Genomic DNA, 14,840 nt, shown 5'->3' with positions numbered 1-14,840 from the left:
ATGACCTGGAACCTGGACCAGTCCGATGGTCAGCTGCGCTTGCACACCGGTGTCGAGGGCCGCGCCGCCCGGATGGGGCACCGGCTCACCATCGCGGCGAACAGTTGGCACGCGACCGTCGACTGGGCGGGTGACGAACCGGCCGCACTCACGTTGACCGTCGACCTCAACGGTGTCGAGGTGCTCTCCGGTGAGGGCGGTGTGACGCCGCTGACACCGCCGGAGAAAGCGCTCGCCCGGACGAACGCGCTGAAAGTTCTGAATGCAAAGCACTTTCCGCAAATCACCTACCAGGCCGACACCATCGCAAAGGCCGCCGACGGCTACCGCCTCGAGGGGACGCTGCAGATCGCGGGCACGGAGCGCGAACACCCCGTCGACGTGCGAGTCGCCGACGAAGGCGACACCTGGTCGATGTCGGTCGAATCCACGGTCCACCATCGCGACTTCGGCCTCAAGCCGTACTCGATGCTGATGGGCTCGATGCGGGTCGCCGACGCGGTGACCGTTACGTTCACAGCGCATGTCGCCAAAGATCGGTAAGCTCGGCGCCTGAGCAATTCGCCTGTGTCGCTGCGATTTCGGATCGCGGCACCTCCCGCTGCGGGGAGCGGGTTATGCGAGAGCGCGTTGCGGGAACACCAAAGGTTGCTGCGCCCGCGTCGAGAAGAGAAAGGACCGCATGTGAGCTCCCCGAACGGCGGCTCCCGGCTGGGTACGCGATTCGGGCCGTATGAGCTGAAGTCCCTGATCGGCGTCGGCGGCATGGGCGAGGTCTACCGCGCGTACGACACCGCCAAGGAACGGACCGTGGCGATCAAGCTGCTGCGTCCGGACATGGCCTCGGATCCGAATTTCCAGGAACGCTTCCGGCGCGAATCCCGCGTCGCGGCCCGCCTGCAGGAGCCTCACGTCATCCCCGTGCACGACTTCGGCGACATCGACGGCGTCCTCTATATCGACATGCGCCTGGTCGATGGCGCGAGCCTCAAGGACCTGCTGCGCACCGACGGGCCGCTCCCGCCGACGCGCGCGGTCTCGATCATCGCGCAGGTCGCGGCGGCGCTGGACGACGCGCACGCCAACGGGCTGGTGCACCGCGACATCAAACCCGAGAACGTGCTGCTCACCAACGACGACTTCGCCTACCTTGTCGACTTCGGCATCGCGCACGGCGGCGGCGAGGCGACCGTGACCAAGACCGGTCTGGTGATCGGGTCGTGCGCGTACATGGCGCCCGAGCGGATCAGCGGTGAACGCGGCGGCCCGGCCTCCGACATCTACTCGCTGACCTGCCTGCTCTACGAATGCCTGACCGGCCGCGCGCCCTACGAGGCCGGCGACCTGCGCGAAATCATGGGCGCGCACATGTTCTCGCCCGCCCCGCGGCCCAGCATCATGCGCCGCGGGATCCCCCGGGCGTTCGACGACGTCGTCGCCCGCGGCATGGCCAAGAAGCCGACCGACCGGTTCACCACCGCCGGCGAGCTGGCCAAAGCTGCCGCGAAGGCGGCGAGCGAGCCCGCGCCCGTCGCACCCGCTGCGCCGCCGCCCCCGCCACCGGCGCCGTCGACCCGGCAGTTCTCCGCCGTCGACCCGAACCCGGCGCGCACCGCCTACCAGCAGATGTACTCGCCGATGCCGGCGCCGCCGAAGAAGAAGGAGCGGCTCGGCAAGGGGCAGGTCGGGCTGATCGCGGCGACGATCGTGCTGTTCACCGCCGCGATCGTGCTGGCCCTGGTGCTGGCGCTCGGCGGCAACGACACGACCACGCAGCAACCGCCGCTGGCGGTGCCGCCGTCAACCACGACGCAGACCACCGCGCCGTCGGCGGAAACCACCAGCCCCAGCACCACGACCTCGACGACGCCGACCACCAGCGGAGCGCCGATCGCCGGGGTGTCCGGCACCGACGCGCAGGGCTTCGTCGGGCACACCGCCCGCTGCGCCGCGGGCAGCACCCCCGCGGCGGCGATCCGCACCGCGAACTCGCTGGCGGTGATCTGCGAGACGGGCGACGGCCAGTACGAGTACCGCGGCGAACGCCTGCGCGACGGCGCGAACCTGCAGCTGTCGAACGCGCAGCCGTCGGGCAGCGGGTTCACCGCGGTCAATCCGGCCGACGGCGCCCGCTACGACGTGCAGCCCGGCATGCTGACGATCTCGAGCGGCGGCAAGGTCGATTCGGCGGAACCGGCGCTGGAGTACGGCACCGCAGACCGCTGACGTGGCGATTCCGGTGCGCGACCGGTCGTCCGTCGACTACGGTTCGGCGCAAACGCTGTCTGGGATCGGGGACTGACCATGGACAACCGCAAGTACGTTCGGGAGAGCGAAGCGGCCCGCGCGCAGGAGATCGAGCAGGACTCCAGCCGTTTGCGCGAGTTCGACGCCTTCGCGAAGTTCTCCGACGGTGACCTCAAACGCCTGGTGCAGGCCGCGCACCGCACGTCGACGTCGGGCCCGTGGCCGCTGATCCAGGAGCAGACGCCGTCGGACGCGTGCTACATCCTGCTCAGCGGTGAGGTCGGCGTGTATGTCGGCCACGACCGCATCGCGGTGGTCGGTCCCGGCGAGGTGATCGGGGAGTCGGTGCTGCGGCGGGGCTCGCTGCGCAACGCCACCGTGACCACCACCGGACGCGCCGAGGTGCTGCACATCAACCGCGACGACCTCGCCCGGCTGATGGACGAGATGCCCGCGTTGCGCGAGGCGATGGACGAGACGGTCCGGCGGCACGCCCCGCAAGCCGCCGAGTAACGAGGTTTAACGCGGCTGTCAAATCGGGTACGCCGCCCCCATGGAACGGCTGAGCGCATTCGACGCCAGCATGCTGTACAGCGAATCGTCCAGCGTCCCACTGCATGTGTCGTCGATCTCCGAGTTGGACACCACGACGATCCCGGGCGGCTACAGCTTCGAGAAGATGCGTGAGCACCTGGCGTCGCGGATGCAGGCGCTGCCCGAATTGCGGACCAAAGTTGCCAACAGCCAGTTCAACCTCGACCATCCGGTGTGGGTCGAGGAGCCCGATGTCGACCTGACCTATCACCTGAGGCGCACCGCGCTGCCGTCGCCGGGCGGCCGCAAAGAACTCACCGAGGTGTGCGGGCGCATCGCGTCCACGCCGCTGGACCGCAGCAAGCCGCTGTGGGAGATGTGGGTGATCGAGGGCCTCAACGGCACCGACCCCAGCGACGGCGGCCGCGTCGCGCTGATGATCAAGGTGCACCACGCCGCGGTCGACGGGGTGTCGGCGGCCAACCTGATCGCCAAGCTGTGCGACCTCGAACCCGACGCCCCGCCACCTGACCCCGTCGACGGGCCGGGCGGCGCGCGGCCGCTGGAGATCGCGGCTGGGGGGCTGGTGCGTTCGCTGACGCGGCCGCTGCAGCTGGCGCGGGCGGTGCCCGCGACGATGTCGACGATTCTCAGCACGATCACCCGGGCGCGCAGCGGCACGGCGATGGCAGCGCCGTTCACCGCGCCCGCGACGGTGTTCAACGCCGAGATCACCGCCGACCGCATCCTGGCGATGGCCCAACTCGACCTCGACGACGTCAAGAGCGTCAAGAATCACTTCGGGGTGAAGGTCAACGACGTGGTGATGGCGTTGTGCGCGGGGGCCTTACGCCGGTACCTCGCCCATCGCGGTGAGCTGCCGGACAAGCCGCTGCTGGCGGTGGTGCCGTCGTCGGTGCGCGACAAATCCGACCGGCCCGGCCGCAACCAGCTCTCCGGATTCTTCTGCAACCTGCAGACCCACGTCGAGGATTCTGTCGACCGGCTCCGCGCCATCGCCGAATCCAGTATGCGCGCAAAGGATCACAGTGAGGCCATCGCGCCGACCCTGCTCGCCGACGTGACCCAGGTGCTGCCGCCGGCGATGTTCGGCGCCGTGATGGAGGTGCTGTCGTACACCCCGCTGAAACGCACCCCCATCCATAACGTGGTGATCTCCAACGTCCCCGGACCGGACGTCACGCTCTACGCGATGGGCGCGAAGATCGACGCGATGTATCCGCTCGGCCCGATCTTCCACGGCTCGGGGCTCAACATCACCGTGATGTCGTTGGACGGCAAGCTCAACGTCGGCATCATCTCGTGCCGCAAACTGGTCGACGACTTGTGGGATCTGGCCGACAGTTTCGAGGCCGAACTCAAAGAACTCGTCGCCAAGATCAGCACGGAGCCGTGATCTCGAACGGCATCGGGCGGGTCTGGCCGGGCTTGCCTCGGTCGGCAACGACGGCGGTGCCGGAGACTTTGTACACGTTCCCGTCGGTCGAGGCCGTCGCTTTTCCGGTATCGCCACCCGAGACGCCGTCGAGTCCGTCGACGTTCTCGATGGTGACCGTGCGGACGACGGGCGCCGCGCCGCCGAGCTCGAGATAGACCTGCGCGCGACCGGGATTCGCGTCGGCGTCGATGGTCATGGCCCAGTCGTGCTGCGTGCACTCGACGGACTGCGTGGTCCGCGATCTGTCGGCGATCGTGATGTGGCCGGACTGCGCCGGCGTCTCGTTGGGCGCGGGTCCGGTCAGGCCGCATCCCGCGACGAGCAGCGCCGTCGCTGCCGTGGTGACTGGTTGATAACGCATCCCAACACCTTCCGTCGGGTATCCGGTTACCCGGCCTGCGCTCGACATACGCGCCGTTTCTGGGCGTGCCGGCTCGGGTAGTCGGTGGTATGCCAGGGCGGGACAGGTGAGCTACCAGGATTTCAAGGGCGCGGTCAACCAGGCGACGGGCAGTCGCGTGGTCGAATACGTCGCACGATCGGGTTATCCGGTCAACGGGATCCTGCATCTGTTGATCGCGTACCTGATCGTGCGGATCGCGATGGGCGTGAGCGGCGAGGCCGACCAGACCGGCGCGCTGGCGACGATCGCCGCGCAGCGGGGCGGGAACATCTCGCTGTGGATCGTCGCGTTCGGGTTGTTCGCGTTGGCGGCCTGGCGGCTCGCGGAGACCGTGCTGGGCCTGCATCCCGGCGAGTGCACCGACGCCGACGAGCGGCATTCCCCACTCCTGAACAAGCTGAAGGCTTTTGGGCTGGCGCTGGTGTACTGCGCGCTTGCCGTCACCGCGATCCAATTCGCCCTGGGCGCGCATCGGCGGGGCAGTGAGCAGGCGGCGGGACTGAGCGCGCGGCTGATGCAATCCGATGCCGGCAAGGCGGTGCTGGTGGTGACCGGCATCGTGATCGCGGTGATCGGCGGCTACTTCGCCTACAAGGGGGCGTCGAGAAAGTTCCTCGACGACCTCACCGTGCCGGGCGGGCGGCTGATCACCGTGCTGGGCGTCAGCGGTCACGTCGCCGAAGGTGCGGTGCTGTCCCTCGCCGGCCTGTCGCTCATCGCGGCGTCGTTCCTGAGCGAGCCGGCCAGGGCGACGGGGCTCGACGGGGCGGTCAAGGCGCTGGGTCACGGCGAGTTCGGCAAGACGATCTTGATCGTTGCGGCACTGGGTTTCGCGGCCTACGGCCTGTACAGCTTCGCGTTGACCCGCTACGCCCGCATGTGACGGCGGCAGATCGGGTATCCGGCCGGAATACGAAAGGAGCGTGCGATGAGCGCAGCGGACAAGGCACGGAACAAGCTTCAGAACCTCGGTGGCAAAGCCAAAGAGGCGCTCGGCAACGCCAGTGGCGACGCCCGCTACCGCGACGAGGGCCGCGGCGACCAGGCCAAGGCCAACCTCAAGGACGCCGGCGAGAAGATCAAGGACGCGTTCCGGAAGTAGCCTTCTCGCGGGACGGCTTGATCAGCCAGAGCGCGAGGATGATCGCGGTGATCGGGCCGACGGCCATGATCAGGCTCAACGTGTGGATCGCGTCGACGGCGATGTGCGGGGCGCTGTCGACGACGAGCCGGGCCTGTTCGGGGTTGACGACCTGGGCGCCGCGGCCGCCGTGCGCCATCTGCAGCGCCTCGCGGGTTTCGGCGCGGGTGAGCCCGGTGCCGGACAGGGCGCGGACGCTGTCGGTGAGGAACAGGTTGATGCCGACGAGCGCGAACAACGCAGGGCCCAGCGAGTAGCCGCCCTCGTTGACCGCGCTCTTGACGGCCGACACCGCGCCGCCGAGATCCGGTGGGGCACTGCTCATCATGATCTGCGCCTGCGGGGTGGTGGTCAGCGCGCCGCCGACGACGATGAGCGCGGTCGTGACGAACACGGTGGTGCGGGTGGTGTCGAGGTCGAAGAACCGCATCAGCAGCAGGCCGCCGAGCATCACCGTCAGTCCGGACACCATCACGGTGCGGGGACCGAACCGGTTGGCCGCGGGTCCGGCGCCGGTGGCGGCGACGGCGGCGAGCGCGGTCGCGGGGATCAGCAGCAGCCCGAACAGTTCGTGCGATTCCTGGCGGATCGTGACGAGGTAGAACGACAGCAGCACCATCGACCCGCCGAGCACGATGTTGAACATCACCCCGGCGGTGACGGCCGCGTTGAACCGGCCCGACCGGAACACCCGCATATCGAGGGCCGGGTCGCGAGTCTTCAACTCCTGCAGGACGAACAAGGCGCCGGCGACGATGGCGACGCCGATCGAGGCGAGCCCGAGGGCGTTGAAACCGGTCTCGATCCGCGACATGCCGAAGATCAGCCCGAGCAGCGCGATCGCGAACAGCGCCATGCCGAGCACGTCCAGGCGCCGGGTCGCGCGCACGGTGTTCGGCACGAACCGCCAGGTGACGATCAGCCCGACGACGGCGATCACGGGTACGACGAAAAAGCAGGCGCGCCAACTGATTGCGTGGCCCAGCGCGCCGCTGATCGCGGGAAGTGGGGTGGCGACGGCGTAGCCGACGCCGAAGTACGCGGCGATGGCGGCGGCGCGGCGACCGGGCGGGAACACCGCGTTGGTGATCGCCAGCGACAGTCCGATCAGGAAGGCCAGCGTGACGCCGACTCCGGCGCGGGCGATGAGCAGCACGGCGGCGACGGGTGCGGCGGCGGCGAGCGCACTGAAGAGGAACGCGCCGCACAGCCCGGCCATGTACATGCGCCGCATGCCGTAGAGGTCGCCGAGGGCGCCGGCGCTCAGGACGGCGGCCGCCATGGTCAGCGTGGCGAGGCTGTCGACGAAGGTCGAGGTGGCGCCGGTGATGTGCAGGCCTGACGAGACGAGTTGCAGGTTGGCCGACAGGGACGTCGGGTCGCCGATGGCGATGGCGTAGCCGAGGCCCATGGCGATGATTGTCATCGCAGCGGCCAGCCCCGAGACCTGACGCTGTTCGGCACTTCCGTCGGGCACGCGCCGGATGCTACCGGCGCGGATTCGTCGGGGCGGGGTGTTCAGCCGAGCAGGAAGACCACCGCGGCGACGAGCAGGGCGGCGCCGATCGCGGTCAACACCAGTGACGACGGTGCCGACCGGCGCAGCACCGAGTTGGCCGGGTTCCTCGGATCGACCCAGACGTCGACGGGTTGGCCGGGGGCGTAGCGCGACGCCTGCGCCGACGCGATGCCGCCGAGCCCCATCCCGAACCCGAGCGGTGTGCCGAACGCGGCGCGCTGACCGACGAAAGGCGCTCCGTTGACGTGATATTGGTACGCGACGACGGAGCGCTGCACGTTGGCGCCCGCGTGGCCACCGCCGGCTTGGGTCTGATAGCCGGCGACGCCGGAGCCGAGGAGGGTGCCGGGCACCCGCTGCCAGCCGAGCGCGCCGATCAACTGCAGCACGCCGGGCAGCCCACGGAACAGCAGGACCGTGCCGATGATCAGCAGGCCGATCTCCGTGACGTAGTTGGCCACGGCGAGATCGTAACGCGCCAACCGTTGCACTTTCGCGAAAGTTGCTGTAGCTGACCTGTCCCGTTGGGGTCGGCGAGTGTCTCGGCGGCGCCCAGAAAACTCACTCGACCGCTGTCGCTCTGTGTGCCGGCGACAGCCATTTAGTTGAAAACGTAGGGAAATCCCTGATTCCTTTCGTTACCGGCATTGACGTAAATTTTGCTGACTGTCCGCGGCTCGTCCGCGGGCTTGTCGTGTCACGTCATCGACGCCAGCTCGGGGGGAACATTCATGGCCGCAACTTCGAACCGCCGAACCGGCAAGGGCGGTCGTCACCGCGCCGCCTCGGGTGGTCGGCAGGTCTCGGAACTGATTGCGGTCCCAGCGATGGACTCGATCTATGCCCGCTACATCGGCCGAGTCGGTGCCTTGGCCGTGGCGCTCGGCGTGGGTGTCGCGGTCGCGACCAACTTCGGTGCGGGCGTGGCGGCGGCAGAAGACGGGGCAGGGGCCGGCGAGAACACATCCGCGGAATCAGAGCCGGCACCGTCGGCACCGGACGGCGGTGAAGCCGGCGTGCTGAGTCCGCAGCCCGAAGGCGACGGGGCCGATAGCCCCGGCGGGACCATCTCCGAGAGCACGGGTCCGATCACCACCGTCAGCAGTTCGGGTGGCCAGGACACGTCGACCAACGATGCTGGCCAGCTCACCGACACCGATGAACCGGAAACGGAGGAAGAACCGGCCCCGAGCGCTCCGCCGGCGCCAGAAATTTCGAAGCCGTCCAACGATTCACCGCCACCACAGCCCAGCGCCGCGCCGCCGACGACCACCTCGCCGGACAACGACACGAACGCGGGGACGTTGTCGGTGCCCGTTGAACCGACCGAGCCGGCCGGCTCGAGTGCGACGCCTGAACCCGACGCCACGGCCGAGAACAGAACCGACGCGATCCAGCTGTTCGTGACGGGTGGCGGCGAGTCGGCGCGGACAACGGCGGTGGAGACGACGGCACCGCGAGCGGTCGCCGTCGATCTGCCCGGCACCTTGGTGCGGTTCGCTACCGATCTCGTCAATGCGGTCCTGACACCGATTCTGGGCTGGGGCTCGAACATTCCGACAGAACCGCCCTCGTTGTGGGCGGTGTTGGCCTTCGTGCGCCGTGAGATCGAGCGGACGTTCTTCAACAAGAATCCGGACGCCGTCGCCGATCTGGTCACCACGTCCGAAGGAACGGCGACGAGGGTCAATGTCCTCGCCAACGACATCGACGACGACCGGTTGACGATCACCCAGGTCACACAGCCCACGAACGGCACGGTCGTCGTCAACGCCGACGGCACCATCACCTACACGCCCAAGGCGAACTTCAGCGGCGTCGACACATTCAGTTACACGGTCAGCGACGCACAGAGCCGCCCCTTCCATCTGCACGGCCTGGCCAGTCTTTTCGGCGGGGCACGCCACGCCGACACCGCCACTGTCGTCGTGTCGGTGACGGCGACCAACGACGCGCCCGTCGCCCACAACGACGCCGCCGCCGTCGCGAGCGGCAGCTCGATCGGGATCGCGGTCACCGCCAACGACAGCGATGTGGACGGATCGATCGACCCGAGCACCGTGGTCGTCGTCGACCAGCCCGCGCACGGATCGGTCTCGGTGAACGCGATTACCGGGGTCATCACGTACGTGTCGAGCGGAGACGACGCCACCTCCGACAGCTTCACCTACCGCGTCAGTGACAACGGCGGAGCCGTCAGCAATGTCGCCACGGTGACGGTGACGATCACTCCGCCCGTCGACACCAATGAGGCGCCCACTGACGCCAAAGTCACGGACATGCAGACAGATTCGGTGACCGGGGTGGTGACGGCCACCGTCGTCGCCACCGACCCCGACGGGGACACTCTGACGTATACCCTGACAAGCGCACCGGGACAGGATGTCGCGAGTGTGAAGCTCGACCCGTTGACCGGGGCGCTGCGCTTCGCGCCCACGGCCGACGCGAGATATCAAGCGTCACTCACCGACAGCGACGACCCCGTCACGCTCACCGTGACCATCAGCGACGGCCAGGACAGCGCCACCATCGACATCAAGATCCTGATCTCGCCGAGCCATCCCGGCGACGACGGCCGGCTGACCATCTCGGAGTTGGACGCGCTGTTCGAACGCGGCGACGTCACGTTCCTCGAAAATCCCAACGGCACCGTACGCGTCATCGACGGTCGCTTCACCGACGACATCGTGCTCGACAGTGCGGACGCGGCTGATGTGCTCAACCAGGTCGCCGTAATCCTCGGCGCCAAGGGCGGTTTCGCCACAGCTGAAGCGATCACCAGTTCAGAGCTGGTGCAGATCGCCGCGGACGACGCCGAGGTCACCCAGGCGTTCTACCGGCTGCGCCCGACGCTCAACGGTGTTCCGGTGCTCGGCAGCGAGGTCGTTCTGGTCACCGACGGCGACGGCAAGGTCACGAGCTTGCTCAGCACCTACAACTCGAAACTCGCCCCGGTGGACACCGTGCCGGTCTCCGCGTTGACCGACGACGCGGCCGCAGTGGCCGTCGCGCTCAGCGCACTGCGGAGCAAGCTGTCCGAAGCGCTCGACCCGGCCGAGCTCGACGCTGTGTTCGAATCACTCGGAGCCCAAGCCGATTTGGTGGTCTACGATCTCGACCGGAAGACGCCCCCGCGACTGGCGTGGCGCGTGGACATCGCCACCGACCCAGAGATCGCGCAGCCCGGGATCGGGACCGTCAACGGCACCTACTTCCTGTACGCGAACGGCACCGACGCCGGGCAGGTCTTCGTGGAAACATCGGCATCGGATTCGGCAATCACGACCTCCACCCCGCGAATCAGTATCTATACAGCCGCTAAGAAGGAGAACATCCCGGGAACGCCGGCCAGTCCCGGTTCGTCGAACTGGGACTCCTCGACGGCGGCGGCGTACGACAACCTCACCAAGGTCTACGCGTACTACCAGAACATCCTGGGCCGAACCTCCTACGACGGAAACGACGCCCGCATCACCGCGACGGTGCTGCCGAACGGTTACGCGAATGCGTTCTGGCAACGCAGCAACGACCTACGCAATCAGCAGTTGGCGTTCGGGGGCGACCTCGAACGAGCCCTCGACGTCGTCGGTCACGAATTCACCCATGCGGTGATCAACTACGTGATCGGAGATGGTCGCTCGCATTCCCTTGGGGGCGACGCCCAGTCGGGCGCGCTCAACGAGGCGTTCGCTGACATCATGGGCAACCTGATCGAGGGGAAAACCGGGAATGATCCGGGACGCTGGCTCGTCGGTGAGAATTCGCTCGAGGCCATCCGGAGTATGGCCAACCCCTCGGACTATGTGACCGACGTCGACCCGCGAGATGGCGTCACCGTCCTCCGGTTCTATCCCGACGACATGCGCGGACTGATCGAATCCGTACCTGGTCACCCCGGTGCCCCGGTGTCCGCTCACACCAACGCCGGGATCATCGATTACGCGGCATACAAGATGATGACCGACCCGGATGCCGCCGGGGTGTCGAATGAAACCTGGGCTCGGCTGTTCTACAACGCGATGCACCGGATGCCGAGCGACGCCGACTTCCTCGACGCGCGGGCCGCGCTCATCAGCGCAGCCAAGGCGCTCAACTTCACGCCAGGACAGCAGGCGGCGGTCGCCGGCGGGTTCACCAAGGTCGGCATCGAAAACCCTGACGAGTTCAAAATCATTCTGCGCTGGGGTGATACCCCGGTCGACCTGGACGCGCACCTGACGGGCCCGCCCGCCGACGGAGCCGAGGACCGATTCCACGTCTACTTCGCCAACCCGGCCTATTTCAGCGACGGCACCGCGACCGGCGACAACGGCCTGTTGGTGGCGGATCTCGACTACGACGACACCGACGGTGCCGGCCCCGAACGCATCACGCTTCGCGACCTCAAGCCGGGCGAGTACACCTTCGTGGTGCACGACTACTCGAACCGGCTCGCCACCGACTCGACCGCGCTCGCACAGTCCGGCGCGTACGTGAAGGTCTACCACGGTCAAACCACGAACCCGGCCGTCTTCCGGGTCGACGGCGCCAGCGACGGGACCGTCTGGACTGCTTTCAAGCTGACGATCTCCGGCACCGAGGACAACTACTCCTGGACCATCACACCGGTGAACAGCTACGGCTACGACTCACCCGAACTCGAGTCGTCGGCGTTCGGTGTCTCGCTGCCCGGGATGTACACCAACGGCGCGGTTCTCAGTCCCGACGGTTCACGGGCGATCGTTCCGGCAGCCCTCTGGGGCTCCGACGGCACCGCCGTGACGTTCCTCAACGCCGCCACCGGAAAGAAGATCGGTGCGACGCTGCGGTTCGCTGGGGCGGCGCATGTCGCGTTCAACCCGACCGGGACCCGGGCTGTCGTCGTGCCGTTCACCCACAATCCAGCGTCACCGAATTCGTCCGCGTGGTCGGACGTGATGGTCTACGACACCGCGACGTTCGAGCAGATTGGGACCACGGTGAGCTTCCCGGGGTTCTACGGCGACACGCCGCTGTTCGACAACACCGGTACGCGAATGTTCCTGCCGGTCAACGTCCTCGGCGTGACCCGTGTGCACGCATTCGACCTCACCACGGGGCGGCTCCTCGACACCGACGTCGAGATCGACGGCTTCGTGAACTCTCCGGGGTTCGCGCTGCAGGGCACGCGTCTGGTGATCGCCACCGAAACCGCGACACCCGAACCCGTCACCCGGTTCGCGTTCATCGACACCGCGACGGGCCGTCGGGTCGGGACGAACGTGGACGTGCCGGGTCGGGCGTTGGGCTATTACAACTCGGACGGGACCCGACTGGTCGCGGTCGGCGGTTACGTCGGCTCCGGCAGTGATCTCGTTCAGGTCATCGACACCGTGACCGGGGTCGCGGTCGGCGGTCCGATCGCCCTGCCCGAAACCCTGTCATCGTCCGGCGATGCGCAGCCGAAGTTCACCGCCGATGGGCGCGTGGTGATCACCACGGAGGTCTATGACGACGGTGTGAGCACCTCGCACGTCACAGTCATCGATACCCGCACCGGTGCGCTGGTCAGTACGTCCCTGCAAGCGGGACGGGTGAACCAGACATTGATCTCGGCCGACGGCAGCCGCGTCGTTACCTTGGGGCAGATCCACGAGACCGACACCACGCCGGGATCGCAGTGGGTGAGAGTCGTTGACACCTCGACAGGTTCGCAGATCGGTGACACCTTCACGGCACCCGACTTGGCGTCGCTGCTCCCACTGCTCAATGCCAGCGGCAGCCGGGTGACCGTCCTGAGTCAGGACGACACGACGGGGTCGCCGGCGGTGACGATGTATGCGATCAACACCGCGACCGGACGGCAAATCGGCCAGACGATCACGCTGCCCGGACGGATGGGGCCGCCGTACGACCAGAGCATCAGCACCAGCGGAGACCGGGCAGTCATCGTGACCCGGGATTTGGTGGGCGCCGTGCGCGCCGTCGTGTTCGACACCACCACAGGCACCCGGGTCGGATCGGTGATCACCTTCCAAGACGGCATGAGCAATTCGAGCGGCGTCCAGGTGAGTCCTGTTGGCGCGCGTGCGACGCTCACACGCGTGGTATTCAACGGCAGTGAACTCGAGACGAGACTCTCGGTGATCGATACGACCACCGGCGCGCTGCTCGGAAACTCGATCAACGTCGCCGGGGCGTCGACGACCCCGCCCCAGCTGGCGATGGGAGGAACCCGGGCGGTGCTGACCACAATCGGCTCGACGTTCAATCCGACCACGAATCAGTTCAACGCCCAGACAAGGGTTGTCGTGATCGACCTGGCGACCGGCAAGCGGGTGGGGGAAACGATCACCGACACCGGGATGCCGTACCGGGGTGGAGTGCAGGACGTCCTGCAGTTGACTCCCGATGGTCGGCGAGCGCTGCTCACCACCTTCGACTATCCGCCGGTCGCGGGAATTCAGAACGTTCGGGTGACGGTGATCGACGTCGCCGCCGGACGGCAGGTCGGTGAGACGGCGGACATGCCGGGACAGATGTCGCACTCCGAGATCGATGCGCACGGCACCCGCGCGCTGATCACGACCAACAAGGCGGACGTCTCCGCCAACACCTTCGACTCGCTGATCATGGTGGTCGACCTGGCGACCGGTCCCTGATGACCGAGGAGGTTAACGCAGCCCGGCCTCGATGTCGGCCACGACGGCAGACGCCTCGGGGCCGCACACCGTGTGCAGGTCGACTGTGCCCGCGGCCATCAGGTCGTCGATGCGACGCTTCAGGTCGCCCGAGGTGACGTGTGCATAAAGGTTCGCGCCGGGACACGCGGTGTCGGGACTGGCATCGCGGTGTCCGCCTAGCGTGGCTGTCGGAATATCGAATCGCTGTGCGGCCCAAGCGAACGCGAAGGCCGCGCCGTGCAGTTGTTCCTCGCTGACCGGTTCCTCATCGAAGTTGCCCTCGCAGACGACGAGAAAATGACCGGTGGGGTCATAACTCGTCGCGGTATCGCCCACGAGTTCTGGCCTGCGTAGCTCGAAGATGTTGCCGTTGCGGTCGACACCGATGTGATAAGCGATGTCGATCCAGCCGTGCGAATCCTGGTGGTACCGCTGATGTTGGCGCAGCCGCGACGGCGCGTTGCTGTTCGCGCCGAGATTGACCGCCGTGTGGTGCACGGTCATCCGGCTCAAGGTGTGCGGCGTACCGCCCGGCATGGGTGGCGTGGCGCCCCAGGAGTCGCGGCACAGCAGCGGTGCTGACTGGACCGCCGGGGGCGGCGCGACCGGCGCGGGTGGGGCGGCCGTCGACGTCGGTGCCGGTGCCTCCGGTGCGGCCGCGCTCGGCGGATTCGTCGGATATGTGCATCCGGTCACCGTGGCGGCGACGCCCAGGCCGGCGGTACCCGCAAGCCGCAGCAGCTCGCGTCGGCTCACCCGCGGCAGAGGTCGTTCCATGACGGCCACAATACGGCCGCCCGGCAAACTGTCGGCCGAACGGATGAATCTCGTCGCCGCCTCTTGTCCGCACCCCGGAACGCGACGGACGCTGAAACCTCGCGGACACATTGCCGCGA

General features: G+C 67.6%; 11 protein-coding genes. 7 read left to right on the top strand and 4 right to left on the bottom strand.

Annotated features, from left to right (window positions below; translation table 11 throughout):
* The 4 genes from BLW81_RS01560 to BLW81_RS01545 all read left to right on the top strand — a co-directional run bounded on the left by BLW81_RS01560 (position 1) and on the right by BLW81_RS01545 (position 4,198).
* A complete protein-coding gene (locus BLW81_RS01560) occupies positions 1-543 on the top strand; it encodes a YceI family protein (protein WP_083405666.1) in 543 nt (180 codons plus the stop codon).
* Positions 544-684: 141 nt separating this feature from the next.
* Entirely contained in the window at positions 685-2,226 is a 1,542-nt protein-coding gene (locus tag BLW81_RS01555) for a serine/threonine-protein kinase (protein ID WP_083405665.1), read from the top strand.
* Between the two features lie 78 nt (positions 2,227-2,304).
* Positions 2,305-2,760, top strand: a complete 456-nt coding sequence (locus BLW81_RS01550) for a cyclic nucleotide-binding domain-containing protein (protein ID WP_083405664.1) — start codon at positions 2,305-2,307, stop codon at positions 2,758-2,760.
* Between the two features lie 40 nt (positions 2,761-2,800).
* A complete protein-coding gene (locus BLW81_RS01545) occupies positions 2,801-4,198 on the top strand; it encodes a WS/DGAT/MGAT family O-acyltransferase (protein ID WP_083405663.1) in 1,398 nt (465 codons plus the stop codon).
* On the opposite strand, the gene BLW81_RS01540 is transcribed toward BLW81_RS01545, so the two are convergent.
* The gene (locus BLW81_RS01540) at positions 4,182-4,601 is read right to left on the bottom strand and encodes a lipoprotein LpqH (protein ID WP_083405662.1); all 420 of its coding nucleotides are present in this window, start codon (positions 4,599-4,601) and stop codon (positions 4,182-4,184) included. The genes BLW81_RS01545 and BLW81_RS01540 overlap by 17 nt on opposite strands.
* A gap of 106 nt (positions 4,602-4,707) precedes the next feature.
* Here BLW81_RS01540 and BLW81_RS01535 point away from each other — a divergent pair, with 106 nt between their 5' ends.
* Both BLW81_RS01535 and BLW81_RS01530 read left to right on the top strand, forming a co-directional pair.
* Entirely contained in the window at positions 4,708-5,526 is an 819-nt protein-coding gene (locus BLW81_RS01535) for a DUF1206 domain-containing protein (RefSeq protein WP_083405661.1), read from the top strand.
* A 45-nt stretch (positions 5,527-5,571) separates the two neighbouring features.
* Positions 5,572-5,745: a CsbD family protein gene (locus tag BLW81_RS01530; protein ID WP_083405660.1), complete on the top strand. Its 174-nt coding sequence runs from the start codon at positions 5,572-5,574 to the stop codon at positions 5,743-5,745.
* On the opposite strand, the gene BLW81_RS01525 is transcribed toward BLW81_RS01530, so the two are convergent.
* Both BLW81_RS01525 and BLW81_RS01520 read right to left on the bottom strand, forming a co-directional pair.
* Positions 5,723-7,261 (bottom strand): MFS transporter, encoded by a 1,539-nt coding sequence (locus tag BLW81_RS01525; RefSeq protein WP_235632147.1) that lies wholly within the window; start codon positions 7,259-7,261, stop codon positions 5,723-5,725. The genes BLW81_RS01530 and BLW81_RS01525 overlap by 23 nt on opposite strands.
* Positions 7,262-7,302: 41 nt before the next feature.
* On the bottom strand, positions 7,303-7,764 hold the full coding sequence (locus tag BLW81_RS01520) for a DUF3592 domain-containing protein (RefSeq protein ID WP_157897540.1): 462 nt from the start codon (positions 7,762-7,764) through the stop codon (positions 7,303-7,305).
* A 366-nt stretch (positions 7,765-8,130) separates the two neighbouring features.
* On the opposite strand from BLW81_RS01520, the gene BLW81_RS01515 reads away from it, so the two are divergent.
* Positions 8,131-13,923, top strand: a complete 5,793-nt coding sequence (locus BLW81_RS01515; protein WP_157897539.1) for a cadherin-like domain-containing protein — start codon at positions 8,131-8,133, stop codon at positions 13,921-13,923.
* Positions 13,924-13,935: 12 nt separating this feature from the next.
* Here the strand turns inward: BLW81_RS01515 and BLW81_RS01510 are convergent, their stop codons facing one another.
* Positions 13,936-14,721, bottom strand: coding sequence for a peptidoglycan recognition protein family protein (locus tag BLW81_RS01510; RefSeq protein ID WP_235632146.1), 786 nt, complete (start codon positions 14,719-14,721; stop codon positions 13,936-13,938).
* Between the last annotated feature and the right edge of the window lie 119 nt (positions 14,722-14,840).

Origin of the sequence: Mycolicibacterium rutilum (assembly GCF_900108565.1) — a bacterium.
Lineage (GTDB): Bacteria > Actinomycetota > Actinomycetes > Mycobacteriales > Mycobacteriaceae > Mycobacterium > Mycobacterium rutilum.
Note: the sequence above shows the minus strand (reverse complement) of the source record. Positions and strands in the feature narration are given on the sequence as shown.

Bases quoted from the DNA above. Each gene is read 5' to 3' on its own strand.
- BLW81_RS01515 (WP_157897539.1), top strand. From the start codon at position 8,131: ATGGACTCGATCTATGCCCGCTACATCGGCCGAGTCGGTGCCTTGGCC.
- BLW81_RS01545 (WP_083405663.1), top strand. From the start codon at position 2,801: ATGGAACGGCTGAGCGCATTCGACGCCAGCATGCTGTACAGCGAATCG.
- BLW81_RS01510 (WP_235632146.1), bottom strand. From the start codon at position 14,721: ATGGAACGACCTCTGCCGCGGGTGAGCCGACGCGAGCTGCTGCGGCTT.
- BLW81_RS01560 (WP_083405666.1), top strand. From the start codon at position 1: ATGACCTGGAACCTGGACCAGTCCGATGGTCAGCTGCGCTTGCACACC.
- BLW81_RS01540 (WP_083405662.1), bottom strand. From the start codon at position 4,601: ATGCGTTATCAACCAGTCACCACGGCAGCGACGGCGCTGCTCGTCGCG.
- BLW81_RS01530 (WP_083405660.1), top strand. From the start codon at position 5,572: ATGAGCGCAGCGGACAAGGCACGGAACAAGCTTCAGAACCTCGGTGGC.
- BLW81_RS01550 (WP_083405664.1), top strand. From the start codon at position 2,305: ATGGACAACCGCAAGTACGTTCGGGAGAGCGAAGCGGCCCGCGCGCAG.